General features: G+C 69.3%; 25 protein-coding genes. 11 read left to right on the forward strand and 14 right to left on the reverse strand.

Annotation, left to right across the window (positions count from 1 at the left end):
* Positions 1-37 precede the first annotated feature (37 nt).
* The 6 genes from pqqB (at position 38) to gfa (ending at position 6594) form a co-directional block, all read left to right on the forward strand.
* Positions 38-967: a pyrroloquinoline quinone biosynthesis protein PqqB gene (gene pqqB / locus BDK63_RS04935; protein WP_183330262.1), complete on the forward strand. Its 930-nt coding sequence runs from the start codon at positions 38-40 to the stop codon at positions 965-967.
* A gap of 73 nt (positions 968-1040) precedes the next feature.
* Complete coding sequence (gene pqqC / locus BDK63_RS04940; RefSeq protein WP_183330263.1) at positions 1041-1814, forward strand: pyrroloquinoline-quinone synthase PqqC; 774 nt, start codon at positions 1041-1043, stop codon at positions 1812-1814.
* On the forward strand, positions 1814-2101 hold the full coding sequence (gene pqqD, locus BDK63_RS04945; RefSeq protein WP_183330264.1) for a pyrroloquinoline quinone biosynthesis peptide chaperone PqqD: 288 nt from the start codon (positions 1814-1816) through the stop codon (positions 2099-2101). The genes pqqC and pqqD overlap by 1 nt, the downstream gene beginning before the upstream one ends.
* Positions 2094-3245 (forward strand): pyrroloquinoline quinone biosynthesis protein PqqE, encoded by a 1152-nt coding sequence (gene pqqE / locus BDK63_RS04950; RefSeq protein WP_183330265.1) that lies wholly within the window; start codon positions 2094-2096, stop codon positions 3243-3245. The genes pqqD and pqqE overlap by 8 nt, the downstream gene beginning before the upstream one ends.
* On the forward strand, positions 3242-5794 hold the full coding sequence (locus tag BDK63_RS04955) for an insulinase family protein (RefSeq protein WP_183330266.1): 2553 nt from the start codon (positions 3242-3244) through the stop codon (positions 5792-5794). Before pqqE ends, BDK63_RS04955 begins: the two co-directional genes overlap by 4 nt.
* Positions 5795-5862: 68 nt before the next feature.
* Positions 5863-6594, forward strand: a complete 732-nt coding sequence (gfa, locus tag BDK63_RS04960; protein WP_246385836.1) for an S-(hydroxymethyl)glutathione synthase — start codon at positions 5863-5865, stop codon at positions 6592-6594.
* A gap of 94 nt (positions 6595-6688) precedes the next feature.
* Here the strand turns inward: gfa and BDK63_RS04965 are convergent, their stop codons facing one another.
* The 5 genes from BDK63_RS04965 to BDK63_RS04985 form a co-directional block, all read right to left on the reverse strand.
* Positions 6689-7672, reverse strand: a complete 984-nt coding sequence (locus tag BDK63_RS04965; RefSeq protein ID WP_183330267.1) for a branched-chain amino acid ABC transporter permease — start codon at positions 7670-7672, stop codon at positions 6689-6691.
* 2 nt (positions 7673-7674) lie between these two features.
* Positions 7675-8562 (reverse strand): branched-chain amino acid ABC transporter permease, encoded by an 888-nt coding sequence (locus tag BDK63_RS04970; protein WP_183330268.1) that lies wholly within the window; start codon positions 8560-8562, stop codon positions 7675-7677.
* Between the two features lie 58 nt (positions 8563-8620).
* On the reverse strand, positions 8621-9841 hold the full coding sequence (locus tag BDK63_RS04975) for an ABC transporter substrate-binding protein (protein WP_183330269.1): 1221 nt from the start codon (positions 9839-9841) through the stop codon (positions 8621-8623).
* Between the two features lie 71 nt (positions 9842-9912).
* Complete coding sequence (locus BDK63_RS04980) at positions 9913-10659, reverse strand: ABC transporter ATP-binding protein (protein ID WP_221202524.1); 747 nt, start codon at positions 10657-10659, stop codon at positions 9913-9915.
* Positions 10656-11429 carry an ABC transporter ATP-binding protein gene (locus tag BDK63_RS04985; RefSeq protein ID WP_183330270.1) on the reverse strand — a complete coding sequence of 258 codons (774 nt, stop codon included), beginning with the start codon at positions 11427-11429 and terminating at the stop codon, positions 10656-10658. Before BDK63_RS04985 ends, BDK63_RS04980 begins: the two co-directional genes overlap by 4 nt.
* A gap of 438 nt (positions 11430-11867) precedes the next feature.
* Here BDK63_RS04985 and BDK63_RS04990 point away from each other — a divergent pair, with 438 nt between their 5' ends.
* Positions 11868-12524: a hypothetical protein gene (locus tag BDK63_RS04990; protein WP_183330271.1), complete on the forward strand. Its 657-nt coding sequence runs from the start codon at positions 11868-11870 to the stop codon at positions 12522-12524.
* 103 nt (positions 12525-12627) lie between these two features.
* Here BDK63_RS04990 and rpoD read toward each other — a convergent pair whose 3' ends face one another.
* A complete protein-coding gene (gene rpoD / locus BDK63_RS04995; RefSeq protein ID WP_183330272.1) occupies positions 12628-14478 on the reverse strand; it encodes an RNA polymerase sigma factor RpoD in 1851 nt (616 codons plus the stop codon).
* A gap of 25 nt (positions 14479-14503) precedes the next feature.
* Between rpoD and BDK63_RS05000 the strand changes: the two genes are divergently transcribed.
* Positions 14504-14710 carry a hypothetical protein gene (locus BDK63_RS05000; protein ID WP_183330273.1) on the forward strand — a complete coding sequence of 69 codons (207 nt, stop codon included), beginning with the start codon at positions 14504-14506 and terminating at the stop codon, positions 14708-14710.
* Between the two features lie 8 nt (positions 14711-14718).
* Here the strand turns inward: BDK63_RS05000 and dnaG are convergent, their stop codons facing one another.
* Together dnaG and rpsU are read right to left on the reverse strand one after the other, a co-directional pair.
* A complete protein-coding gene (gene dnaG, locus BDK63_RS05005) occupies positions 14719-16560 on the reverse strand; it encodes a DNA primase (protein ID WP_183330274.1) in 1842 nt (613 codons plus the stop codon).
* A 154-nt stretch (positions 16561-16714) separates the two neighbouring features.
* A complete protein-coding gene (gene rpsU / locus BDK63_RS05010) occupies positions 16715-16930 on the reverse strand; it encodes a 30S ribosomal protein S21 (RefSeq protein ID WP_016416934.1) in 216 nt (71 codons plus the stop codon).
* Positions 16931-17195: 265 nt separating this feature from the next.
* On the opposite strand from rpsU, the gene tsaD reads away from it, so the two are divergent.
* Positions 17196-18224, forward strand: coding sequence for a tRNA (adenosine(37)-N6)-threonylcarbamoyltransferase complex transferase subunit TsaD (gene tsaD, locus BDK63_RS05015; RefSeq protein ID WP_183330275.1), 1029 nt, complete (start codon positions 17196-17198; stop codon positions 18222-18224).
* On the opposite strand, the gene plsY is transcribed toward tsaD, so the two are convergent.
* Complete coding sequence (gene plsY, locus BDK63_RS05020; protein ID WP_425485932.1) at positions 18221-18808, reverse strand: glycerol-3-phosphate 1-O-acyltransferase PlsY; 588 nt, start codon at positions 18806-18808, stop codon at positions 18221-18223. The two genes, tsaD and plsY, sit on opposite strands and share 4 nt — an antisense overlap.
* Before the next feature lie 182 nt (positions 18809-18990).
* Between plsY and folB the strand changes: the two genes are divergently transcribed.
* Positions 18991-19356, forward strand: coding sequence for a dihydroneopterin aldolase (gene folB / locus BDK63_RS05025; RefSeq protein ID WP_183330276.1), 366 nt, complete (start codon positions 18991-18993; stop codon positions 19354-19356).
* A complete protein-coding gene (gene folK, locus BDK63_RS05030; protein WP_183330277.1) occupies positions 19356-19871 on the forward strand; it encodes a 2-amino-4-hydroxy-6-hydroxymethyldihydropteridine diphosphokinase in 516 nt (171 codons plus the stop codon). The genes folB and folK overlap by 1 nt, the downstream gene beginning before the upstream one ends.
* 160 nt (positions 19872-20031) lie before the next feature.
* On the opposite strand, the gene BDK63_RS05035 is transcribed toward folK, so the two are convergent.
* The 5 genes from BDK63_RS05035 to rsmA are packed head-to-tail and all read right to left on the reverse strand — an operon-like array spanning position 20032 to position 23609.
* Positions 20032-21180, reverse strand: coding sequence for a tRNA nucleotidyltransferase/poly(A) polymerase-related protein (locus BDK63_RS05035; RefSeq protein WP_183330278.1), 1149 nt, complete (start codon positions 21178-21180; stop codon positions 20032-20034).
* 3 nt (positions 21181-21183) lie between these two features.
* Positions 21184-21507, reverse strand: coding sequence for a thiosulfate sulfurtransferase GlpE (gene glpE, locus BDK63_RS05040; RefSeq protein WP_183330279.1), 324 nt, complete (start codon positions 21505-21507; stop codon positions 21184-21186).
* A gap of 35 nt (positions 21508-21542) precedes the next feature.
* On the reverse strand, positions 21543-22361 hold the full coding sequence (locus tag BDK63_RS05045) for a symmetrical bis(5'-nucleosyl)-tetraphosphatase (protein ID WP_183330280.1): 819 nt from the start codon (positions 22359-22361) through the stop codon (positions 21543-21545).
* Between the two features lie 34 nt (positions 22362-22395).
* Positions 22396-22791 carry a Co2+/Mg2+ efflux protein ApaG gene (apaG, locus tag BDK63_RS05050; RefSeq protein ID WP_425485933.1) on the reverse strand — a complete coding sequence of 132 codons (396 nt, stop codon included), beginning with the start codon at positions 22789-22791 and terminating at the stop codon, positions 22396-22398.
* Positions 22788-23609, reverse strand: a complete 822-nt coding sequence (gene rsmA / locus BDK63_RS05055; RefSeq protein WP_183330281.1) for a 16S rRNA (adenine(1518)-N(6)/adenine(1519)-N(6))-dimethyltransferase RsmA — start codon at positions 23607-23609, stop codon at positions 22788-22790. The genes apaG and rsmA overlap by 4 nt, the downstream gene beginning before the upstream one ends.
* Between the last annotated feature and the right edge of the window lie 42 nt (positions 23610-23651).

Genomic DNA, 23651 nt, shown 5'->3' on the forward strand with positions numbered 1-23651 from the left:
CTGCGCCGGCAGGCCGACCCGGACCGGGGAGAGTGACATGCAGGTATTGGTGCTTGGCGCCGCGGCGGGGGGCGGCTTTCCGCAGTGGAACTGCAACTGTCGCCTCTGTCTCGGCGTGCGCCGCGGGGAGCTCGCCGCCAGGCCGCGCACCCAGTCCTCGATTGCCATCAGCAGCGACGGTGAGCGCTGGCTGCTCTGCAATGCCTCTCCCGACATCCGCACCCAGCTGGCGGCGAACCCTGAACTTCACCCCCGGAAGGTGCCTCGGGACAGCGGCGTCGCCGCCGTCCTGCTGGTCGATGGCCAGATCGACCACGTCACCGGGCTGCTGTCGTTGCGCGAGGGGTGCCCGCTCGACGTCTGGTGCACGCCCAACGTCCATCAGGACCTGAGCAGCGGCTTCCCGCTCTTCCCGATGCTAGAGCACTGGCAGGGCGGCCTGGCCTGGCAGTCCATCGGGATCGACGAGGCTCACCTGGAGGCCACCTTCGAGGTGCCGGCCTGCCCGGGGCTGAGCTTCACCGCCGTGTCCCTGACCAGCAATGCCCCGCCCTACTCGCCGCGGCGAGGAGCGCCCACGCCGGGCGACAACATCGGCCTGCTGATCGAGGACAGGCGCCAGGGGACGCGACTCTTCTATGCCCCGGGCCTCGGCCAGCTGGACGACCGGGTGCGAGGCTACCTGGCCCGGGCCGACTGCGTGCTGGTGGATGGCACCCTGTGGCACGACGACGAGCTGATCCGGGCCGGCGTCGGGCAGGCGACCGGGCGAGACATGGGCCATCTGGCACTGGCCGGCGAGGATGGGCTGCTGGAGGAGCTCGGTGCCCTGCCGGCGGCGACCCGCCGGGTTCTTATCCATATCAACAACACCAACCCGATTCTCGATGAGCGCTCCGAGGAGCATGCCACCCTGACCGCGGCAGGCATCGAGGTGGCCCACGACGGCATGCGCCTGAAGGTGTGAACCCTCGGGTCATTCCCGCCGTCTCACGCAGCAAGGGGCCTGGCCCGATCAGGCCCATCAGAAGGAGTCCCGCATGACTCGCATCGCGTCGACGTCAGCCCAGGAAGAGGCCATGAGCCCGCCTGACTTCCGCGAGGCCCTGATGGCCAAGGGCGCCTACTACCACATCCACCACCCCTATCAGGTCGACATGGCCGAGGGACGCGCCACCCCGGAACAGATCCGCGGCTGGGTGGCCAACCGCTTCTATTACCAGATCAACATCCCCCAGAAGGACGCCGCCCTGCTGGCCAACTGCCCGGATGCCGCCTTCCGCCGCCGCTGGATCCAGCGCCTGCTCGACCACGATGGCCATGACGCCGACGGCGGCGGCATCGAGGCCTGGCTGACCCTGGGCGAGGCCGTAGGACTCTCCCGCGACGAGCTCTGGTCCCAGGAGCATGTCCTGCCGGGAGTGCGCTTCGCGGTGGATGCCTACGTCAACTTCGTGCGCCGCGCGGACTGGCGCGAGGCAGCGATCTCCTCGCTCACCGAGCTCTTTGCCCCGGAGGCCCACCGCAGTCGCCTGGCGACCTGGCCGACCCACTATCCCTGGATCGACGCGGCCGGCTACGGCTACTTCCGCAAGCGGCTCACCGAGGCGCGACGGGACGTGGAACACGGGCTCGAGGTGGCCCTGGCCGTCTGTACCACCCGGGTGGCCCAGGATCGTGCCCTGGAGATCCTGCAGTTCAAGCTCGACGTGCTGTGGTCGATGCTCGATGCCATGACCCTGGCCTACCAGCTCGGCCGACCGCCCTACCACACCGTCACCGACCAGCGGGTCTACCATCGGGGGGTGTCGTGATGGCGGCCGCGATACGCGGGACCAGTGTCTGCCGCCTGCGCCCGGGCTGGCGCCTGCAGTGGGAAGAGGCCCAGCAGCGCCATGTGCTGCTCTATCCCGAGGGCATGGTGCAGCTCAACGACACCGCCGGCGCCATCCTCGGCGAGCTCGACGGCCAGCGCGATGTGGAGGCCGTGATCGGCCTCCTCGAGGCACGCTATCCCGAGGCACCGGCAGGGGCCATCGGCCAGGACGTCCACGACTTCCTCGTCGAGGCCGCACAACAGGGATGGATCCAGCATGACTGACCGCTCCGATACCGCCGCCATCAACGCCCACAGCGGGGCGCCGCTGTGGCTGCTCGCCGAGCTCACCTACCGCTGCCCCCTGCAGTGTGCCTACTGCTCCAACCCGCTGGATTTCGCAGGTGTAAGGGAGGAGCTGTCCACCGAGGAGTGGCTCGACCTCCTGGCCCAGGCCCGCGAGATGGGCGCCGTGCAGCTGGGCTTCTCCGGGGGGGAGCCCCTGGTGCGCCAGGACCTGGAGCAGCTGGTGGCCGAGGCCCGCCGGCTCGGTTTCTATACCAACCTGATCACCTCGGCCCAGGGCCTCGACGAGGCACGCATCGCCGCCCTGCGCGATGCCGGGCTCGACCATATCCAGATCAGCCTGCAGGCCTCCGACCCCGACGTGGCCGCGGCGGTGGCCGGCTCCCCCAAGGCGCATGCCAGGAAGCTGGCCATGGCCCGGGCGGTGAAGGCCGCCGGCTACCCCATGGTGCTCAACGTGGTGCTGCACCGCCATAACATCGACCAGCTCGATGCCATCATCGCCCTGTGCGACGAGCTCGGGGCCGATGCCGTGGAACTGGCCAACTGCCAGCTCTACGGCTGGGCCCATCTCAATCGGGCGGGGCTGCTGCCGAGCCGCGAGCAGCTCGAGGCCGCGGAGGCGACCACCGTCCGCTGGCGGGAGCGGCTCGCCGAGAAGGGCCGTGCCATGGACCTGCTGTTCGTGGTGCCCGACTACTACAACGATCGACCCAAGGCCTGCATGGGGGGCTGGGGCTCGATCTTCATGACCGTGGCCCCGGACGGGGCCGTCCTGCCCTGCCACAGTGCCAGGTTGCTGCCGATGACCTTTCCCAGCGTCCGCGACAGGCCGCTGCGCGAGATCTGGTACGACAGCGAGGCCTTCAACCGCTACCGCGGCGATGCCTGGATGCAGGAACCCTGCCGAAGCTGCGACGAGCGCCATCGCGACGTCGGCGGCTGTCGCTGCCAGGCCTACCTGCTGACCGGCGATCCTGCCGCCACCGACCCGGTCTGCTCGCTCTCCCCTGATCACCACCTGATAGAGGCGGCCCGCCGTGAGGCCGAAGGTGGCGTCGGCACGGTCGGGGAACTGATACCGCGCAACGTCCACGAGTCGCGGGTCTTCTGCCGCTCATGAACGAGGCGGTGTCGGCCGATGATCCGGAGGAGGCCCTGCTGGAGGCGGGATTGCCCCCCGGCAGTCGCTGCGCCATTCGCCGCCTGTCCAACGGCCTGAGGATAGTGGCGGCGGAGGTTACCGAGGCCCGGCAGCTGCGCCTGGTGGGCGCGGTGAGCGTCGGCTATCTCGACGAGCCTGCCGACTGCCGAGGGCTCGCCCACCTGCTCGAGCACGGGCTCTTCCTCGGCTCCGCCCGCGCCCCCGCCGAGGGCGAGTTCGCCGCCTGGATCGGCGAGCAGGGTGGCCGCTACAACGCCCACACCGACGAGAGCGTCACCGACGTCCATCTCCACCTGCCGCCGGAGGCCGCCGACGAGGGGCTGCAGCGACTCATCGACCTGCTCGGCCAACCGCGCCTCGACGCCGAACGCCTCGCCCGGGAGGTTGCCGTCCTCGACGCGGAGTTTCGGGCGCGGCTGGCCGACCCGGCCCTGCATCGCCTCGCCGCCCTGGGTCGGTTCTTCCGCCCCGACCACCCTGCCCGGCTCTGTCATGCCGGTCACCGCGGCACCCTCGGCGGCACACCCCGGGCGCTCGCGGCCAGGCTTGCCGCCTTCCATCGTCGCCACTATCGCAGCGAACGGATGGCTCTGGCGATGCTGGGCCCGCTGCCCCTGGAGGAGCAGCTCGCCCTGCTGGCGCGCCACGGCGCCCGGCTGCCTTCGGGAGGCGGCGCCCAGCCCCCCCGCGTCTGGCGCTGGCGCGACCCCGCCGCGCTGGCCTGGTGCCCACCGACGCCACCGCCTCCCGATGGCGGCACGCTGCTGGAGCTGATCTGGCCGCTTCCCGACGCCGTCGCCCGAGCCGGACAGCGCCAGCTCACCGCCCTGGCGGCGCGACTGGCCGATGGCCAGCTGGCGGCCCGGCTGCAGGCCACCACCAAGCTGCAGGACCTCGCCGTCGACCTGGCCCCCGAGGGTACCGGCGCCGCCCTGGCCATGCGCCTGTCGCTGGAGGCGCCGGTGCCCGACCTGGCGGCCCTGCTGGCGGTGTGCCGGCAGGCGCCGGGGCACGCCCTCGAGGAGCGGCTACCGCCACCTGCCCCGACGCCCATCGACCTGGATGCCTGGCCGCGTCGCCGGGCGTGCCGGCTCGCCACCGATCCCGCCTCGCCAGCCGACGCCACGCCACTGGCCCCCTGGCTTGCCGGTGACCGATGCCGCGTCCTGTGGCGATGCGCCCCGGACGCAAGTGACTCCTGGTCGACCCTGGATGAGACGGGGACCCACTGGGGCCCGCTCGCCTTGCCTGTCGAGTCTCCCGGGTCCAGCTCGCCGGGGCACCTTCCCCCACCCCTGCCGCTCTCCCCCGGGCCAGCACCCGAACCACCGCCGGCCGGGAGGGCCAGCCCGGGATGCCTTCGCCGCGACACCCGCCTCACGCTCTGGTGGGGCGGGCCGGCCTGGCCGCTCCCCACAGGCGACGCCACCTGGTGCCTGGGCTGGGCCGCCGACCCGAGCGGCCACGAGGAGCGGCTCAGGCGCTGGCATCGACGCACCCTCGCGCTGCGCCAGGCCGCCGCCGCCCAGGGGCTCAGCCTGGACCTGGCCTCGGATGCCGATGGCGACTGGCTCATGGCCCGGGGCAATCCCCGACGGATCGTCTCCCTGGTGGCGCAAGCGCTGGCCGCCTGGTCGACGGAACCCGGCGATCATCACGAGGACGCACCGGCGCAGGGTCTGCTCGCCAGGGCCCTGCTGCAACAGCTGGAGACCGGGCCTGCCGTCGGCGAGCCCGCCCCGCACCTGCTCGGCTGGGCCAGCGGCGAGCTTTGCCCCCGGGAAGTCGTGCAGGACGCGGAGCGTTTCGCCGACCTCCTGGCGGCGCCGGCCGGCACTACCCAGGCGGCGGCCGCCAGGGTGGAGGCGGATGGCGAGTCCTGGCTGCCCCCTCAGGGCGAGGAGCGTGCGGTGATGCTGGAGGTGAGGGGCGCCGACGCCAGTCCACGCAGCCGCTGGGTGCTCAAGCTGCTGGCCGCCTGCCACGACGCCGCCTTCCATCATGAGATGCGCCAGCGCCATGGCTTCGGCTATGTGGCGGCGGTACGCTATCGCGAGGCCGCGGGCTGGCCCAGGCTCGGCTATGTGGTGCAGTCCCCCTGGGCCAGCGTGACCGAGCTGCGGCGGGCGATCGAGGACTTCCTCGTCCGGCGCAGCGAGACACTGGCTCGGCCGGACGCGACCGAACTGGCGCGCCTCAAGCGTGGCATGCTGGCTCGATACGGGGTGCCCGAGACCCACCGGGAAGCCATCGAGCGCATCTGGCAGGTCCTGCGGCGGCACCGCGGCCCCGACGAACCGGAGGGCTGGCTAGCCCCCTGGGAAGCGGAGCTGACGGTGCTGGCAGGGCTCGGCGTCGACGACCTGGCCCTGCAGGCCCGCGCCCTGGCGGACGCCGCCCTTCCCCGCCACTGGTGGTACCACACGCCCCCCTCCCCGCCATTGCCTGACAGGAACGCACTAGTGTTCCCTAGGGACAATCCCCCCTCGCGGCGCCACCTAGACTGACAGCAGTGCACGCCCCAGTTCCCTGGAGCCAATGCGATAACAACAATGGCCACACGAGGTGAACGACCATGCTGACACGACTGAGTCTGAACGAGGAGCGCAAGCCCATGAGCCTGATGGATACCCTGAAGCGCTGGTTCGGGGGGCAGAGCGCACCCTCCACCGCAGCCAGCCAGCCCCGGGACACCTCGGCGGCTCCCTCCGTCGCAGCGAGCACCCCGGCAACACCGAACGCCAGCGTCCGGATTCACCCCGCGGTGGATGGCGGCCTGAAGGCCGGCAGCGACAGCTTCAGCGGCGGCACCCTGCATTGCCACTGCGCGAGCGACCGGGTCGAGGTCAGCGTCACCTCCCAGTGCGCCCACAATCACGTGTGCGGCTGTACCAAGTGCTGGAAGCCGGAGGGTGCCCTCTTCTCCATGGTGGCCGTGGTTCCCCGCGACAGCCTCAGCGTCACGGCCCATGAGGAGAAGCTGGAGATCGTCGATCCCTCGGCCACCATCCAGCGGCACGCCTGCAAGGCGTGCGGGGTTCACATGTTCGGCCGCATCGAGAATACCGACCACCCCTTCCACGGACTGGACTTCATCCATACCGAGCTCTCCGACGATGACGGCTGGGCCGCACCGGAGTTTGCGGCCTTCGTGTCATCGATCATCGAGTCCGGTGCCAACCCGGAGAACATGGACAAGGTGCGTGGCAGGCTGAAGGAGATGAAGCTGGAACCCTATGACTGCCTCTCGCCGCCCCTGATGGATGCCATTGCCATCCATACGGCCAAGGCCAAGGGCATCCTCTAGTACAGGCCGAAGCATGACAGGTCCTACACGACGAAGGCGCCCCAGGGGGCGCCTTCACCGTTTGGCATACCGGAATCGCCAGCGAGCGGTCCGCCTACTTGAAGTTCTTGCGGTAGGACTTGAGGATCTCGCCAACGATGCCACTGCGGAAGCTCAGCACGCAGATCACGAAGATCACCCCGAGGATCGGTCCCACCCAGTTGCCCAGCGGCGACTGGGCCAGCAGGTGCTGCAGGCTGACCACGATGCCGGCCCCCACCACCGGACCGAACAGGGTGCCCACTCCGCCCAGCAGGGTCATCAGGATCACCTCGCCGGACATGTGCCAGTGGGCGTCGGTCAGCGAGGCGAGCTGGAACACCACCGTCTTGGTGGAGCCGGCAAGGCCGGCCAGGCCCGCGGAGAGCACGAAGGCCACCCACTTGTAGGCGTCGACGTTGTAGCCCAGCGAGACCGCCCGCGGCTCGTTCTCGCGGATCGCCTTGAGCACCTGGCCATAGGGCGAGTGCACGGCACGCTGGATGATCGCGAAGCCGAACAGGAAGATGGCGAACACGAAGTAGTACATCGCCAGGTTGCTGCGCAGGCTGATCACGCCGAACAGGTCGCCCCGCGGCACCCCGTGCAGACCGTCCTCGCCGCCGGTGAAGGGCGACTGGACGAAGACGAAGAACACCAGCTGCGCCAGCGCCAGGGTCACCATGGCGAAGTAGATGCCCTGGCGGCGAATCGACAGGGCGCCGAACACCGCGCCCAGCGCCACGGCGGCCAGGGTGCCGGCGAGGATGCCCAGCTCCGGCGTGAGCGCCGGGTGGCTCGACAGCAGGTAGCCGGTGACATAGCCGCCGATGGCCAGGAAGGCGGCGTGGCCGAAGGAGAGCAGCCCCGCATAGCCGAGCAGCAGGTTGAAGGCGCAGGCGAACAGCGCAAAGCACAGCACCTTCATCAGGAACACCGGGTAGGCCACGAACGGGGCCACCAGGCCGATGCCGATCAGCACCAGGTAGAAGACGTTGCGGCGCATGTCGGCACGGCGCTGGCGCTTCATGGACGGCGTCAGGGTCTGGGTCGCAGACATGGTCATGCCTCCTTGCCGAACAGGCCGGCGGGTCGGGTCAGCAGCACCAGGATCATCACCAGGAAGATCACGGTGTTGGCCGCCTCGGGATAGTACACCTTGGTCAGGCCCTCGATCAGGCCCATGCCCAGCCCGGTGAGCACGGCCCCCAGGATCGAGCCCATGCCGCCGATCACCACCACGGCGAAGACCACGATCAAGAGGTTGGAGCCCATGGTGGGCGATACCGGGTAGAGCGGTGCGGCCAGCACCCCGGCGAAGGCGGCCAGCGCCACGCCGAAGCCGTAGGTCAGGGTGATCAGCAGCGGCACGTTGACGCCGAAGGCCTGCATCAGCGCCGGGTTCTCGGTGCCGGCACGCAGGTAGGCGCCGAGCCGGGTGCGCTCGATCATGTACCAGGTGAAGAAGCACACCACGATGGCCGCCACCAACACCCAGGCACGGTAGGTGGGCAGGAACATGAAGCCCGTCTGGAAGCCGCCCTGCAGCGCCTCGGGAGTCGGGTAGCGAGCCCCGGAGACGCCGAAGAAGTTGACCAGGGTCCCCTCGAAGATCAGCGCCAGGCCGAAGGTCAGCAGCAGGCCGTAGAGGTGATCCAGGTGGGCGATGCGCCGCAGCATGGTCCGCTCGAGCAGCATGCCGAACAGGCCCACCACCAGCGGCGCGAGCAGCAGCGCCGCCCAGTAATTGATGCCCAGGTAGCGCATGCCCAGCAGGGTGGCGAAGGCCCCCAGCATATACATGGCGCCGTGGGCGAAGTTGACGATCTTCAGCAGGCCGAAGATCACCGCCAGGCCCAGGCTCAGCAGGGCGTAGAAGGCGCCGTTGATCAGGCCCAGCAGCAGCTGCCCCATGAACACTGCCAGGGGCACCCCGAATATCATCGTCATGTCAGGAATCTCCCGTCAGAGGGGCGGCGGCCGCAGCCGCCGCCGGGTCGTGCACGCTTCAGTTCTGGACCAGCTGGCACTGGCTCTCGGAGAGCGGACGATAGGCCTCTTCGGCGGGAATGGTGGCGAGGATCTCGTAGAGGTCCCACTCATGCTCGGAGGCCTCCGGCGACTTCACCTCGGCCAGGAACATGTCGTGGACCATGCGGCCATCCTCGCGGACGCGACCGTTGCGTGAGAAGAAGTCGTTGATCGGCTTCTCGCCCAGGGCCGCACGCACCGCCACCGGATCGTCGGTGCCCAGTTCGGCCACGGTATCCAGGTAGTGCTTGGTGCTGGAGTAGATGCCGGCCTGGACCATGGTCGGCATGCGCCCGACGCGCTCGTAGTAGCGCTCGGCCCACTCGCGGGCCTCCTCGTCCATGTTCCAGTACCAGCCGGTGGTCAGCAGCAGGCCCTGGGTGGTCTCCAGGCCCATGGCATAGACGTCATTCAGGAACACCAGCAGGCCGGCGAGCTGCTGCCCCGACTGGACCACGCCGAACTGGCTGGCGGTGTTGATGGCGTTGACGGTATCGGCGCCGGCATTGGCCAGGCCGATGATCTTGGCGCCCGAGCCCTGGGCCTGGAGGATGTAGGAGGAGAAGTCGTCGGTCGGGAACGGGTGACGCACGCCGCCCACCACCTCGCCGCCATTTTCCTCGACCACCCGGGTCACGTCGCCTTCCAGGGCGTGGCCGAAGGCGTAGTCGGCGGTCAGCATGAACCAGGTGTCGCCGCCCTGATCGACGATCGCCTTGGCGGTGCCGTTGGCCAGCGGATAGGTGTCATAGACCCAGTGGATATGGTTCGGGGTGCAGTGCTCGTTGGTGATGCTGGAGGCAGCGGAGCCGGAGACGATGCCCAGGCCGTTGTTCTCCTCGATCACCCGGGTCGCGGCGATGGTCACCGACGAGGCCACCAGGCCGGCCACCAGGTCGACGTTGCGGGTATCGAACCACTCGCGCACGGTGTTGGCGCCCACGTCGGCGCTGTTGCGGTCGTCGGCGCTGAAGACCTCGATCGGCGCGCCGTTGATGCTGCCGCCGACGTCCTCGACCGCCATGCGCAGCGCCTCGAGGCCGCCCGGACCGGCCAGGTCACGATAGGTGCCGGACATGTCGGCCAGGTAGCCGATACGGATCTCGCCGTCGCTCATCTCGGCCTGGGCGCCGGTGGCCATCAGGGTGGCCGCGGCCAGGGCGATGCTGCTGGTGAGGGTCTTCTTGATGAAGGTCATGTGGGTCTCCTCGCCCCGAAGCGGGGCTCTTGTTGTTGTTGCCGGTAGTGAATCTGCGTGACCGAGCCGGCTCAGACGCCGAGCAGGGTGTGCAGGTGCTCGCGCTTGCTCGGCAGCTCGGCCGCCGAGATCTCCTCGACGATCAGGCCGTGGTCCATCACGAAGTGGCGGTCGGCCAGCGGGGCGGCGAAGCGGAAGTTCTGCTCCACCAGCACGATGGTCATGCCGCGTTCCTTGAGCTTGACCAGCACCTGGCCCAGCGCCTGGACGATGACCGGTGCCAGCCCCTCGGTGATCTCGTCGAGCAGCAGCAGCCGCGCCCCGGTGCGCAGGATCCGCGCCATGGCCAGCATCTGCTGCTCGCCCCCGGAGAGCCGCGTGCCTTGGCTGCGCCGACGCTCGTAGAGGTTGGGGAACATCTCGTAGATCTCGTCGATGGACATCCCGCCGGAGCGCACCGTGGGCGGCAGCAGCAGGTTCTCTTCGACGTCGAGGCTGGCGAAGATCCCGCGCTCCTCGGGGCAGTAGCCGATCCCCAGCCGCGGGATACGGTGCGCCGGCATGCCCAGCGTCTCGGTGCCGTTGATCATGATCGAGCCGGTGCGCCGGCCGACCATGTTCATGATCGCCTTGAGGGTGGTGCTGCGCCCGGCGCCGTTGCGCCCCAGCAGCGTCACCAGCTCCCCGCGCTTCACGTCGAAGTCGACGCCGTGGAGGATGTGCGACTCGCCGTAGAAGGCGTGCAGGTCGCGCACGCGCAGCATCTCGGCGCCGTCGCGGTCCTGGTACTCCATCAGGCTCTCGGCTGGCTGGTTCATGCGCTGGCCTCCTCTTCCGCCGCTTCGCTGCCCATGTAGGCCTCCTTGACCCGCGGGTCGGCGGAGACCGTGGCGTAGTCGCCCTCGGCCAGCACCGCGCCGCGGGCCAGCACGGTGATGCGGTCGCACAGCCGGCTGACCACGCTGAGGTTGTGCTCCACCATCAGCACGGTGCGCCCGCGGGCCACGCGGCGGATCAGCTCGACGATGCGGTCGACGTCCTCGGCGCCCATGCCCTGGGTCGGCTCGTCGAGCAGCATCATGGTGGGGTCCATGGCCAGGGTGGTGGCCACCTCCAGCGCCCGCTTGCGCCCGTAGGGCATCTCCACGGTGAGCACGTCGGCGTACTCGCGCAGCCCCACCTCCTCGAGCAGCTCGATGGCGCGGTCGTTGAGGTGGTCGAGGGTGCGCTCGGACTTCCAGAAGTGGAAGGAGGTGCCCATGGGACGCTGCAGCGCCACGCGCACGTTCTCCATGGCGGTCATGTGGCCGAACACCGCGGAGATCTGGAAGGAGCGCACCAGGCCCAGGCGGGCGATCTCGTTGGCCTTCATGCCGGTGATCGGCTTGCCGCGGTAGAGGATCTCGCCGCGGGTCGGCGGCAGGAACTTGGTGAGCAGGTTGAAGACCGTGGTCTTGCCCGCCCCGTTGGGGCCGATCAGGGCATGGATATGCCCCTCCTGGACCTGCAGGTTGACATCGTCCACGGCGGTGAAGCCGCGGAATTCCTTGGTCAACCCCCGAGTCTCGAGGATGAACTCCTGGGTCATGTGACGTCCTCTCGGGATCACCATCGGGCGATCCGCCGTTGATGCGGTTGTCGTTGTTGTGTGCCGTTGTCGTTGTTCTGGCCATTCCGGCATCGGGAGCGGCAGGGGCGGCGCTGCGGTAGCAGGGCGACCCTCAGCACTTTACGTTAACGTAAGCTAGAGGACTCGGCGGCAGTCGGCAATAGGCGTGAGGGTCGAACTCGACCAATGGTGTAGAGCCCGAGTTTTCAGTAGTTTGCAAACAAAATCGCCCTGCCGAGGCAGGGCCTCCCACCCCGGCGCCCCATCGAATTGATGTGCAAGGCTTTTGACCGAGGCACCGCGGGACAGGCAGGACCGATCCAGCACGCCACCGGGGGTCGGAGGATGGGCAAGGCGTGGGCATGACGGTACAATGACATACGCTACTGAATGTCTCCATTGGAATCGCCGCCTCCCATGCCCCCCTACCTGCCGCCCGGCCACCCCTGGCCGATCAGCTTTCGTGCCACCTGCCTACGCGCCACGCTCTACATCCTGCTCATCGCCGCCCTGGCCCAGGGCGTCTACGTCGAGGCGCTGCACTTCCCCGAGGTGCGCTTCTCGGAGTCCGGCTTCACCGAGCTCGCCCAGACGGCCGTGCTGGCGCTCTCGACGCTGCTGCTGCTCTACGTGAGGGTCGGGCTGCGCGAACTGCCACAGGTGAGCCTGCTGCTGCTTGCCTTCGTGGCGAGTTCCCTGGTCCGCGAGCAGGATGTCCATCTGGACACCTACGTCTTCGACGGCGCCTGGCAGTTGCTGGTGACGCTGATCATCCTGCCGATGCTCTTCCGGGTGATCCGTGAGCGCCAGCGCTTCGTGGAAGAGTTCGCCAGCTACGCCAACAGCTTCTCCTTCGGCTTGTTCGCCGCCGGCTTCCTGACCACCTACGTCTTCTCGCGCCTCTACGGCCGCAGTGCCCTGTGGGAGGCGATTCTCGCCGAACGCTATGTGCGCACCTTCAAGGATGCCGCCGAGGAGGTGGTGGAGCTGCTCGGCTATGCGCTGATCCTCATCGCCGTGATCGAGCTGACCCTGCTGGCCCGTCGCTGGGCCCTGGCCCGCCGCGCCGGCTGACGCGCGCCGGCGTCAATTCGCCGCCGCAACAAGGAAGAAAGCCCCCGCAGGCACTGCCTGCGGGGGCTTGTCATTTGCCGCGGCCCTGGGCCGACGGACGTGACTACTCGTCGAGGAAGGAGCGCAGCGGCTCGGAGCGGCTGGGGTGGCGCAGCTTGCGCAGCGCCTTGGCCTCGATCTGGCGGATCCGCTCGCGGGTGACGTCGAACTGCTTGCCGACCTCCTCGAGGGTGTGGTCGGTGTTCATGTCGATGCCGAAGCGCATGCGCAGCACCTTGGCCTCGCGGGCGGTCAGCCCGCCGAGCACATTGCGGGTCGCCTCGATCAGGCCCTCGCCGGTGGCCGAGTCGAGGGGCAGGATCATGGTGCCGTCCTCGATGAAGTCGCCCAGGTGGGAGTCGTCATCGTCACCGATGGGCGTCTCCATGGAGATCGGCTCCTTGGCGATCTTGAGCACCTTGCGCACCTTGTCCTCGGGCATCTCGAGCCGCTCGCCGAGCTCCTCGGGGGTGGGCTCGCGGCCCATCTCCTGGAGCATCTGTCGGGAGACCCGGTTGAGCTTGTTGATGGTCTCGATCATGTGCACCGGGATGCGGATGGTGCGGGCCTGGTCGGCGATGGAGCGGGTGATCGCCTGGCGGATCCACCAGGTGGCGTAGGTGGAGAACTTGTAGCCGCGACGGTATTCGAACTTGTCCACCGCCTTCATCAGGCCGATGTTGCCCTCCTGGATCAGGTCCAGGAACTGCAGGCCGCGGTTGGTGTACTTCTTGGCGATGGAGATCACCAGGCGCAGGTTGGCCTCGACCATCTCCTTCTTGGCCCGGCGCGCCTTGGCCTCGCCGATGGAGAGGCGGCGGTTGACCTCCTTGATCTCGGTGACCGGCAGGCGAACCATCTCCTCCTCGAAGGCGATCTTGCGCTGGGCACGGGCGATGTCGGCGCGCAGCGGCTCGAGGCGGTCGGCATACTTGGGATGGTCGGCGGCGAAGCGGGTCAGCCACTCGGGGTCGGACTCGCTGCCCGGGAAGGCCTTGATGAAGGTCTTGCGCGGGATGCGCGCCTTCTTGACGCACAGCTGCATCACCGCCTTCTCCTGGGCGCGCACCTGCTCGACGCTGATGCGCACCTGGTTGACCAGGCGCTCGAAGTGCTTGGGCACCAGCTTGATCGGCGAGAACAGCTCGGCCAGGCGCGCCAACTCGTCCTGGGCCTCCCGGGAGTGGCGTCCGTGGGCGGCGATGGCGGCCTGGGCCGCGGCATTCTGCTCGCGGATCTGCTCGAAGCGCGCACGGGCCTCTTCCGGATCCGGGCCACCCTCGTTGCTGGTGGAATCGTCCTCCTCCTCGTCGTCGGAGCCGTCGCCGTCCTCGTCGAGGTCATCGCTGACCTCGGGCTCGGGCACCTCGGCCTCGGCCACGCCCGGAATGCCCTCGTCGGGGTCGATGAAGCCGGAGAAGAGGTCGGAGAGACGGCCGGGCGCCTCCTCGTCCTGGGTGGTGTCGTAGGCATCGAGGATCGACTCGACCGCACCGGGCAGGTAGGCGAGCGCGGACATCACCTCGCGGGTGCCCTCCTCGATCCGCTTGGCGATCTCGATCTCGCCCTCACGGGTCAGCAGCTCCACCGTGCCCATCTCGCGCATGTACATGCGCACCGGATCGGTGGTGCGACCGACGTCGCTCTCCACCGCCGCCAGGGCCGCCACGGCTTCCTCGGCGGCAGACTCGTCCGTGGAGTGATCCGACATCATCAGGGTGTCTTCATCGGGGGCCTCCTCGACGACACTGATACCCATGTCGTTGATCATGCCGATGATGTCTTCCACCTGATCGGGGTCGGCGATATCCTCGGGTAGATGGTCGTTGACCTCGGCATAGGTCAGGTAGCCCTGTTCCTTGCCGCGCGCGATCAACTCCTTCAGACGTGACTGCTGCTGCGCATTTCCAGCCATAGAAACCCTATCTCGACGAAGAAGAATGAAGCACCTGAAGCGCTGGGTGGAGAAAACTCGTGAAGCCGAACAGTATAGCGGCAGAAAGCACCTTTCTGCCAGTTCGATCTATTTGCGCGGTCACTCAGGTGTGTTAGGTTGTCAGGTTACGCCGGTGCCGGGCGATTCCCCCTATATGGTGATGGTAGGAGAAAAATCAACCTCGGTGCCAACGAGGATGGTGCATTTTTGACCTTCCGGTCAGCCGTGCAGTTCGGTGAGCAGTGCCATCAGCCGCTGCTTCTCCTCCCGCGACAGCCGCTCCCCGGCCTTCTCCCTGGCCAGCAGGGCATCGATCTCCTCCTGGGGAGAGCGGCGCTGCCGATGGCGACTGAAATGCGCGACCAGGCCATCCAGTTCGGCCCCCCTGGCCGACCTGGGAATGAGCAGCTCGCGCCGCGCCAGCGCCGCCAGCCGCTCCCCCTCCGGACTGCCGTGGAAGTGCGCCAGCAGCACCTGAGCGCTGCGATAGCGTCCGGCTCGCAGCAGGCGGACCACCTCGCGGCATAGCCGCCCATCGGGATCCTCCTCCGGGCACCACGCCTCCTCTTCAGGCAGCCGTTCCACCAGCGACGGCTCGTGGACCAGCAGCTGCAGGGCCCGCGCCACCAGGCTCAGCGAGCCAGGCCCCGGCCCGACCGGCGACCCGGATCGCTCCCCGCGAGGCGGGGGCCTCTCCGGGTCCGGCATCCCGTCGCCACCGTCCGGCACGAACGCCGGCTCGGCGGGAGGTGGCGCCGACTGCGCCATCAGCGCGGCGAAGCTTGACTGGTCGACGCCGGTGCGACGCGAGAGTTCACTGAGCATCAGCGATTTCAGCACGCCCTCCGGCAGCTTCCCGAGCGCGGCCAGCACCTGGCTGGCGTAGCGCTCGCGATCCTCGACCCTGGCCAGGTCGCGCCCGGCCGCCGCCTGGTCGAAGAGGAACTCCGACAGCGGGCTGGCGCAGGTGATCCGGTCCTCGAACGCCTCGGGCCCCTCGCGGCGCACCAGGGTGTCCGGGTCCTCGCCCTCGGGCAGGAACAGGAAGCGCGCCTGGCGCCCGTCGATCATCAGCGGCAGCACCGTCTCCAGGGCCCGGGTGGCCGCCTGACGGCCGGCACGGTCACCGTCGAAGCAGAACACCACCTCGCTGACCAGGCGGAACAGCCGGGTCAGGTGCTCCTCGCTGGTGGAAGTACCCAGGGTGGCCACGGCGTTGCGGATGCCGAACTGCGCCAGGGCCACCACGTCCATGTAGCCTTCGACGATCACCAGGCGCTCGAGCCGGTGGTCCGCCTGGCGCGCCTCGTAGAGGCCGTAGAGCTCGCGCCCCTTGTGAAACACCGGGGTCTCCGGCGAGTTGAGGTACTTGGGCTTGGCATCGCCCAGCACCCGGCCACCGAAGGCGATGGTACGCCCCTTGATGTCGCGGATCGGAAACATCACCCGGTCGCGGAAGCGGTCGTAGGTGCGCCCGCTCTCCTCGCGATGCACCAGCAGCCCATACTCCACCTGTACCGCCTCGCCGATGCCGCGCTCGCCGAGGTGGCGCTTGAGCGCCTCCCACTCGTCCGGGGCGTAGCCGATGCCAAACACCTGCTGCACCTCGGGGGAGAGGCCACGACGTGCCAGGTACTCCCGGGCCCCCTCGCCTTCCGGCATCTTCAAACGCTCGCGGAAGAAGGCGGCCGACAGCTCCAGCAGGTTGACGCCCTCCTTCCGCTTGCGCTCGCGGGCCTGGGCCCGCGGGTCGTCGGCGCCCTCGCGGGGCACCTCCAGGCCGAGCCGACCGGCCAGCTGCTCGACGGCCTCGGGGAAGCGCAGCTTGTCGTACTCCATCAGGAAGCGCAGGGCATTGCCGTGGGCGCCACAGCCGAAGCAGTGATAGAACTGCTTGTCGGCGCTGACGGTGAACGACGGCGTCTTCTCCTGGTGGAACGGGCAGAGGCCGGAATAGTTGCGTCCGGCCTTCTTCAGCTTGACCCGCTCGCCCACCACCTCGACCACGTCGACGCGGGCAAGCAGGTCATCGATGAAGCGCTGGGGTATCGGTCCGGCCATGTCGCGGGATCACCTCACGGAAGCGATGCGACGTCTGGGCCGCCGGCGCGGGGCACCGCCGGCCCGGAAAAAACAAGCGGCCACCGGATGGCGGCCGCTTGGCGTCCCTCTTGAGACCGCCCGGGCCCGAGGCCCCGGCCGTCTCCAGTACGGATCAATAGAGCCGTTCGAAACGCTTGCGCTCGCGCTGAAGCTTCTTGGCGTGGCGCTTGACGGCAGCGGCCGCCTTGCGCTTGCGCTCTGCGGTCGGCTTCTCGTAGTGCTCGCGACGACGCACTTCGGAGAGAACACCGGCTTTTTCACAGGAACGCTTGAAGCGACGCAGCGCGACGTCAAACGGCTCGTTATCACGTACTTTGACAGAAGGCATTAAGCACTCACCTACCTTAGGTAACTAGAGTTCGGTTAGTACGCACACCCCTGCGGGTGGCAGCTGCCGCGACAACGACCGACGGCCCGTATCTCGTCTGGCGAGCAGGGCGAGTCGGTGTCATGCGGATAATCGCCACCTGGGTGCACGACCCAGTCTTGCAGCGCACAGTAGTCTAGTCGCGCCCCGGGGCCTTTGCAAATGCTTTCCACCTCCGAACCACGTAGAATGCCGGCTGACTTCCGCACGCTGACGAGCCGACACCATGCGCGTACTGGGCATCGAGACCTCCTGCGACGAGACCGGCGTCGCCCTCTTCGACAGCGAGCGCGGCCTCGTGGCCGATGCGCTCTACAGCCAGATTGCCATGCATGCCGAATACGGCGGCGTGGTGCCGGAACTGGCCTCCCGCGACCATACCCGCCGGCTGCTGCCGCTGATCCAGCAGGTACTCGACGAGGCAGGCCTGGCCCGCACCGACCTCGACGCCATCGCCTACACCGCCGGGCCCGGCCTGGTGGGCGCGCTGATGGTGGGCGCGGCCACGGCCCACGGCATGGCTCGCGCCCTGGGGATCCCGGTGCTCGGGGTGCACCACATGGAGGGCCACCTGCTGGCCCCCATGCTGGAGGAGAACCCGCCGGCCTTTCCCTTCGTGGCCCTGCTGGTGTCGGGCGGCCATACCCAGCTGGTCGAGGTTCGCGGCCTCGGCCGGTACACCCTGCTCGGCGAGTCCGTGGACGATGCCGCCGGGGAGGCCTTCGACAAGGCGGCCAAGATGCTCGGCCTGGACTACCCCGGCGGCCCCCAGGTGGCGAAGCTGGCCGAGGGCGGTGACCCGCAGCGCTTCCGCTTCCCGCGCCCGATGACCGACCGCCCGGGACTGGACTTCAGCTTCTCGGGCCTCAAGACCCACACCCTCACCGCCATCCGGGCGCTGGAGGCGGAGGGCTCGCTGGACGAGACGGCCCGGGCCGACGTGGCCCGCGCCTTCGAGGAAGCGGTGGTGGACACCCTGGTGATCAAGTGCCGCCGCGCCCTGGACCAGACCGGGCTCAAGCGCCTGGTGGTGGCCGGCGGGGTCAGCGCCAACACGCGGCTGCGCGAGCGACTGGAGCGCGAGTGCGAGAAGCGCGACGCCCGGGCCTACTACCCCCGCGGACGCTTCTGCACCGACAACGGCGCCATGATCGCCTATGTGGGCGCGCAACGCCTGCTGGCCGGCGAGCGTGACGAGATCGGCGTGATGAAGGCGGTTCCGCGCTGGCCGATGGATACGCTGCAGGCACCCTAGAGCCCCGGCTCGTCGCCGCGGCCGAGGCGCTGGATGTTGAGCACGTGGCGCACCAGCACCAGCAGGGTGAAGCCGATCACCACGATGACGTAGTCCGGCGCCAGCCACAGGCTGGCCAGGGGGGCGGCGGCGGCGCTGGCCAGGGAGGCGATGGCGGCGGTGCGCATGCGCCAGGCGAGCAGCACCCAGAGGGTGGCGCACACCAGCGCCACGCCGGGGGTCAGCACCAGCATCACGCCGAAGGCGCTGGCCACCGCCTTGCCCCCCCGGAAACGGTGCCAGGCCGGGTAGCTGTGGCCCAGCAGCACGGCCAGGCCGACCAGCCCCTGGGCCCAGGGCGGCAGCGCAAGCAGCATGGCCAGGCCGAGCACCGGCATGCCCTTGACGGCATCGACCAGCAGGGTAGCCAGCGCCAGGCGCCGGCCGTGAAGCCGCAGCACGTTGGAGAAGCCGGGGTTGCAGGAGCCGGCCAGGCGGGGATCCCCCACCCCGGCCAATCGGCAGACCGTCAGCGCGCCCAGCCAGCTGCCACTGAGATAGCCCAGCGCCATCAGCGGCAGGATCAGGTCGAGTGGCGCCTCCACGGCCGGCCCTCCTGTGATCGGGAAGAGCTCATTCTGCCAGCCGCCACGGGGGGCTGCCCAGCCATGGCGCGATCCGACACGGTGTCCCCCGCCGCACGGCTCGCGTACAATCGGCGCCAACTGGCCCGGCGCGGCGCACCGCCCGGAGGACCATGCCCACTCTCATGCCCGGAACCATCCCCATGGATCTAGTGCTGATCGAGGCCCTCGGCGTCGACACCGTGATCGGCGTCTACGACTGGGAGCGCACCATCACCCAGCGCCTGGTGCTCGACCTGGAACTCGCGACCGACATTCGCCCCGCGGCGGCCGACGACGACATCGCCCTGACACTGGACTACGCCGCCATCAGCGAGCACATTGCCGACTTCGCTGCCCGCCATGACTTCGCCCTGGTGGAGACCTTTGCCGAACGCCTCGCCGACACCCTGCGCCAGGCGTTCGGCATCGCCTGGCTGCGGCTGACCGTGCGCAAGCCCGGCGCCGTATCCGCGGCCGCGGCGGTGGGGGTGCGTATCGAGCGCGGCACGCGACCGGAGGCGACCTGATGGCGCGGGTGACGGTCAGCATCGGCAGCAATATCGAGCGCGAGCATCACGTGCGAGCCTGCCTCGACGCCCTGGCGGCCGCCTTCGGCGACCTGGCGATCTCGCGGGTGTTCGAGAGCGAGCCGGTGGGCTTCGAGGACGGGCGCAACTTCTACAACCTGGTGGTGGCGTTCGACAGCGACTGGCCGGTGGGAGAACTGCAGGCCTGGTGCAAACGGCTCGAATACGCCAACGGCCGCCGCCAGGGAAGCCCCAAGTTCAGCCCCCGCACCCTGGACATCGACCTGCTCACCGTGGGCGAGCTGACCGGTGACCAGGACGGCGTCGAGCTTCCGCGGGACGAGATCCTTCACCACGCCTTCGTGCTCCAGCCCCTGGCGGAGCTGCTGCCCGAGGCGCGCCACCCCCTGAGCGGCAGGACCTATCGCGACCACTGGGCGGCATTCGATGACGTCGACCAGCAGCTCTGGGCGGTGGACTTCCACTGGGCCGGCCGGCAGGTCTCCCGCGCCTAGGAGCCTATCGGACTTAACGCTGATCTACTGCGAGATCCGGTCTTTCGGCCAATTTCATTCGATCTGACTCGTTAAATAGCGGGCTATTCGCCTCATCAGATCGATAAACTTGTCTCGAAATCCGAATCTCTCGCTACGATCGGTCAAATCCGACAGGCTCCTAGTCTCCCTGAAGGGCGGCATCGATGGCCGCCCGGCGGCGCCGGGCGAGCTCGTCGCCCAGCGCCCGCCCCTGGAACCCCTCCTCCACCAGCGCCCTGGGCAGCACCTGGGCGGCCAGCCGCCAGGCCAGCGCCAGGTCCTCGGCCAGCGCCGGCGCATCCAGGCTGACCAGGCTGAGCAGCGGGGCGACCCGCTCGCCGCGGCGCCAGGCATCGACGGCGTCCAGCCAGGCCAGCACCCGCGCCCCGTCCGGCGCCTGCGCCTCGGCCTCCTCGCGCAGGGCTCGGGTCAGGGCCGCCTGGCGAGCCAGGGCGACGTGGGCCCTGGGCAGCCGCAGCCGCTCGGCCAGGGCGCTTCGCGCCGACTCGTCCAGGTGCTCGACCAGCCGTGCCCAGCGCCAGCGCACCGTGGCCGAGGCATCGATCTCCTCCGGCAGCCGGTGCAGCCGGGCCAGCGCCTCGTCGAGGGCCTCGCGATCGGCAACCAGTTCCGGCATCAGCACCGCCAGGGCCCCGCACTCGTCCAGCGCCTGGAAGTAGACCTCGGGCCAGGGCTCCGAGAGCGCCTTCTCGGTCTCGGTCCAGACCCGTTCGGCCACCAGGTGGGTGAGCTCGCCGCTGGCGGCGAGTTCGGCCATCAGGGCCCGGGTCTCCTCGGCGATGGTGAAGCCGAGCCCGGCATAGCGGGCCAGGAAGCGAGCGGTCCGCAGCACCCGCAGCGGATCCTCGACGAAGGCCGGCGAGACGTGACGAAGCCGCCGGGACGCCAGGTCGGCCAGGCCGCCATAGGGATCGATCAGCTCCCCCTCGGGGGTCTCGGCCATGGCGTTGAGGGTCAGGTCCCGGCGCGCCAGGTCCTCCTCCAGGGTCACCTCGGGGCTGGCGTGCACCTCGAAGCCGGTATAGCCGTGGCCGGCCTTGCGCTCGGTACGCGCCAGGGCGTACTCCTCATGGCTCTCGGGGTGCAGGAAGACCGGGAAGTCGCGCCCCACCGGCCGGAAGCCGCGTCGGCGCATCTCCTCGGGCGTGGCCCCCACCACCACCCAGTCGTGGTCGTAGACCGGCCAGCCGAGCCGCGCATCGCGTACCGCCCCGCCCACGCAGTAGACCTCGAGCCCCTCCACGGCCGGATCCGGTGGCGAGCCCATCGCTCAGCGCTCCACCCGGTCGGGGTGACGCAGCTGCCACTCGGTAAAGCCGCCATCGAGGCTGTAGACCTCGGCGAGGCCCTGCCCCGCGAGCCAGGCGGCGGCCTGCTGGCTGGAGTGGCCGTGGTAGCAGACCACCACCACCGGACGCTCGGCCGGCGTCTCGTCGAGGAAGGCGCCGACGCTGTCGTTGTCCAGTCGCCGGCTGGCGGGAATGTGGCCCTGGGCGAAGCTCATGGGGTCGCGGATATCGACCAGGGCCAGGGCGCGACCGTCGTCGAGCCAGGCCTGCAGGGTCGGGATATCGAGGTGGCGGAAGGTCGTCATGGGACTCTCGTCGTCGGGGGATGGTCGGGCATCGCTCAGCGCCGGCGGCTGGGCACGCTAGTGCGCTCACCGCTCTCCAGGTCCAGGGCCGTCAGGCGACTCCCCCACACGCAGCCGGTGTCCAGCGCCTCGGCGCGGACCCGGCGCCTCGGGGTCTCGCCCTGCAGGGCCGCCCAGTGGCCGAAGAGCAGCCAGGGGTCATCGGCACGCGGATACTGGAACCAGGGGGAGAAACCCGGCGGCGCGCTGTCGAGCCCCTCCTTGGCGGCAAAGTCCAGGCAGCCGTCGGCATCAATGAAGCGCATCCGGGTCAGGACGTTGACGATCGCGCGCAGCCGGTCGATGCCGTCCAGGTCGTCTCGCCAGCAGGCCGGCGCGTTGCCATACATGCGCTCGAGGAAGGTCCCCGAGCGCTCGCTGCCCAGTACCGCCTCGAGCTCGGCGGCAAGCCCCGCGGCCTGGGCCAGCGACCACTGCGGCAGCAGGCCCGCGTGGGTCATGACCACCTCCTGGCCTCGGCGCTCATGGACCAGCAGCGGGCGGGACTGCAGCCAGTCCAGCAGCGCCTCGCGGTCCGACGCGGCCAGGATGGCGTCCAGGGTATCCTTGCGGTTGAGGCCCGCACCGCCGCGGGCCACCGCCAGCAGGTGCAGGTCATGGTTGCCGAGCACCGTGGTGGCGGCATCGCCCAGCGCCATCACCTCGCGCAGGCAGGCAAGCGAGGCCGGGCCACGGTTGACCAGGTCGCCGGCCAGCCACAGCCGGTCTCGCCGGGGGTCGAAGTCGAGGGTCTCCAGGAGGGCAACGAACTCGGCATGGCAGCCCTGGAGGTCGCCGATGGCATAGGTGGTCATCAAGGCTCCCTGTTCAGTGTCTCACGCAGCGGACTCAATGCACCTGGTTGGGGCCGGCCAGGCGGAAGGGGGCGATGGGCACCTCGAAGGGGCGCTGGCTGGCGGTATCGACACAGGTATAGTCGCCCTCCATCACTCCCACCGGCCCGTCGAGGATCGCCCGGCTGGTGTAGCGAAAGCTCTGCCCCGGGCCGATAACCGGCTGCTGGCCCACCACGCCCTTGCCGCGCACCTCCTGCACCTTGCCACTGCCCTGGGTGATCTTCCAGTGGCGGGCCATCAGCTGGATACTGTGCCGCGAGGCGTTGTGCACGGTCACCGTGTAGCTGAAGACGTAGCGCGACTCGTCCGGCGAGGACTCCTCCTCGCGGAACTCGGGCAGGACCTCGACCCTGACCTCGCCGGTGCGGGCCTCGGGCAGCATCGTCATCGGTGTCCCTCCTCGCCGCCGGCCACGGCCAGGTGGTTGGCGATACGCACGAACTCCTCCACGGTGAGGGTCTGGGGGCGGCGTGACGGATCGATGCCCAGCGCCTCCAGCGACTCGGCGTCGATGCGGCCCTTGAGGTTGTTGCGCAGCGTCTTGCGGCGCTGGCCGAAGGCCTCGCGCACCAGGCTGAAGAGCAGCGCCTCGTCGGCGGCCGGGTGGGGCAGTTCGGCATGGGGCGTCAGCCGCACGATGGCGGAATCCACCTTGGGCCTCGGCACGAAGGCCTCCGGCGGCACCACGAACAGCGACTCGACCCGGCAGCGGTACTGGGCCATCACCGAGAGCCGCCCCCAGTCGGCTCCGCCCGGCGCCGCGGCCAGCCGCTCCACCACCTCCTTCTGCAGCATGAAGTGCATGTCGGCGATGGCGTCGCCGGCCTGGAGCAGGTGGGCGATCAGCGGCGTGGAGATGTTGTAGGGCAGGTTGCCTACCACTCGCAGCGGCTGGCCCTCGCCGCGCAGGGCGCGGAAGTCGAACTTGAGGGCGTCGCCCTCGTGGATCACGAAGCCGGGATGGTTGAAGAACTGGACCCTGAGCCCGGGAATCAGGTCGCGGTCGAGCTCGATCACCTCCAGGTGGCCATCGGCCGCCTCGAGCAGCGGTTCGGTGAGGGCGCCCTGGCCGGGGCCGATCTCCACCAGGCGCTCACCGGGGCGCGGGGCGATGGCGCGCACGATGCGCGAGATGACGCCCGGGTCACGCAGGAAGTTCTGGCCGAAGCGCTTGCGGGCCCGGTGGACCGGGGGGCGAGATGCCATTCAGGGGTGTCCTTCTATCACTAGAATCTTGAATACTTTCCT

Source organism: Halomonas campaniensis, from assembly GCF_014193375.1.
Classification (GTDB): Bacteria; Pseudomonadota; Gammaproteobacteria; order Pseudomonadales; family Halomonadaceae; genus Halomonas; species Halomonas campaniensis.

Bases quoted from the DNA above. Each gene is read 5' to 3' on its own strand.
- pqqB (WP_183330262.1), top strand. From the start codon at position 38: ATGCAGGTATTGGTGCTTGGCGCCGCGGCGGGGGGCGGCTTTCCGCAG.
- pqqC (WP_183330263.1), top strand. From the start codon at position 1,041: ATGACTCGCATCGCGTCGACGTCAGCCCAGGAAGAGGCCATGAGCCCG.
- pqqD (WP_183330264.1), top strand. From the start codon at position 1,814: ATGGCGGCCGCGATACGCGGGACCAGTGTCTGCCGCCTGCGCCCGGGC.
- pqqE (WP_183330265.1), top strand. From the start codon at position 2,094: ATGACTGACCGCTCCGATACCGCCGCCATCAACGCCCACAGCGGGGCG.
- BDK63_RS04955 (WP_183330266.1), top strand. From the start codon at position 3,242: ATGAACGAGGCGGTGTCGGCCGATGATCCGGAGGAGGCCCTGCTGGAG.
- gfa (WP_246385836.1), top strand. From the start codon at position 5,863: ATGCTGACACGACTGAGTCTGAACGAGGAGCGCAAGCCCATGAGCCTG.
- BDK63_RS04965 (WP_183330267.1), bottom strand. From the start codon at position 7,672: ATGTCTGCGACCCAGACCCTGACGCCGTCCATGAAGCGCCAGCGCCGT.
- BDK63_RS04970 (WP_183330268.1), bottom strand. From the start codon at position 8,562: ATGACGATGATATTCGGGGTGCCCCTGGCAGTGTTCATGGGGCAGCTG.
- BDK63_RS04975 (WP_183330269.1), bottom strand. From the start codon at position 9,841: ATGACCTTCATCAAGAAGACCCTCACCAGCAGCATCGCCCTGGCCGCG.
- BDK63_RS04980 (WP_221202524.1), bottom strand. From the start codon at position 10,659: ATGAACCAGCCAGCCGAGAGCCTGATGGAGTACCAGGACCGCGACGGC.
- BDK63_RS04985 (WP_183330270.1), bottom strand. From the start codon at position 11,429: ATGACCCAGGAGTTCATCCTCGAGACTCGGGGGTTGACCAAGGAATTC.
- BDK63_RS04990 (WP_183330271.1), top strand. From the start codon at position 11,868: ATGCCCCCCTACCTGCCGCCCGGCCACCCCTGGCCGATCAGCTTTCGT.
- rpoD (WP_183330272.1), bottom strand. From the start codon at position 14,478: ATGGCTGGAAATGCGCAGCAGCAGTCACGTCTGAAGGAGTTGATCGCG.
- BDK63_RS05000 (WP_183330273.1), top strand. From the start codon at position 14,504: ATGAAGCACCTGAAGCGCTGGGTGGAGAAAACTCGTGAAGCCGAACAG.
- dnaG (WP_183330274.1), bottom strand. From the start codon at position 16,560: ATGGCCGGACCGATACCCCAGCGCTTCATCGATGACCTGCTTGCCCGC.
- rpsU (WP_016416934.1), bottom strand. From the start codon at position 16,930: ATGCCTTCTGTCAAAGTACGTGATAACGAGCCGTTTGACGTCGCGCTG.
- tsaD (WP_183330275.1), top strand. From the start codon at position 17,196: ATGCGCGTACTGGGCATCGAGACCTCCTGCGACGAGACCGGCGTCGCC.
- folB (WP_183330276.1), top strand. From the start codon at position 18,991: ATGGATCTAGTGCTGATCGAGGCCCTCGGCGTCGACACCGTGATCGGC.
- folK (WP_183330277.1), top strand. From the start codon at position 19,356: ATGGCGCGGGTGACGGTCAGCATCGGCAGCAATATCGAGCGCGAGCAT.
- BDK63_RS05035 (WP_183330278.1), bottom strand. From the start codon at position 21,180: ATGGGCTCGCCACCGGATCCGGCCGTGGAGGGGCTCGAGGTCTACTGC.
- glpE (WP_183330279.1), bottom strand. From the start codon at position 21,507: ATGACGACCTTCCGCCACCTCGATATCCCGACCCTGCAGGCCTGGCTC.
- BDK63_RS05045 (WP_183330280.1), bottom strand. From the start codon at position 22,361: ATGACCACCTATGCCATCGGCGACCTCCAGGGCTGCCATGCCGAGTTC.
- apaG (WP_425485933.1), bottom strand. From the start codon at position 22,791: ATGACGATGCTGCCCGAGGCCCGCACCGGCGAGGTCAGGGTCGAGGTC.
- rsmA (WP_183330281.1), bottom strand. From the start codon at position 23,609: ATGGCATCTCGCCCCCCGGTCCACCGGGCCCGCAAGCGCTTCGGCCAG.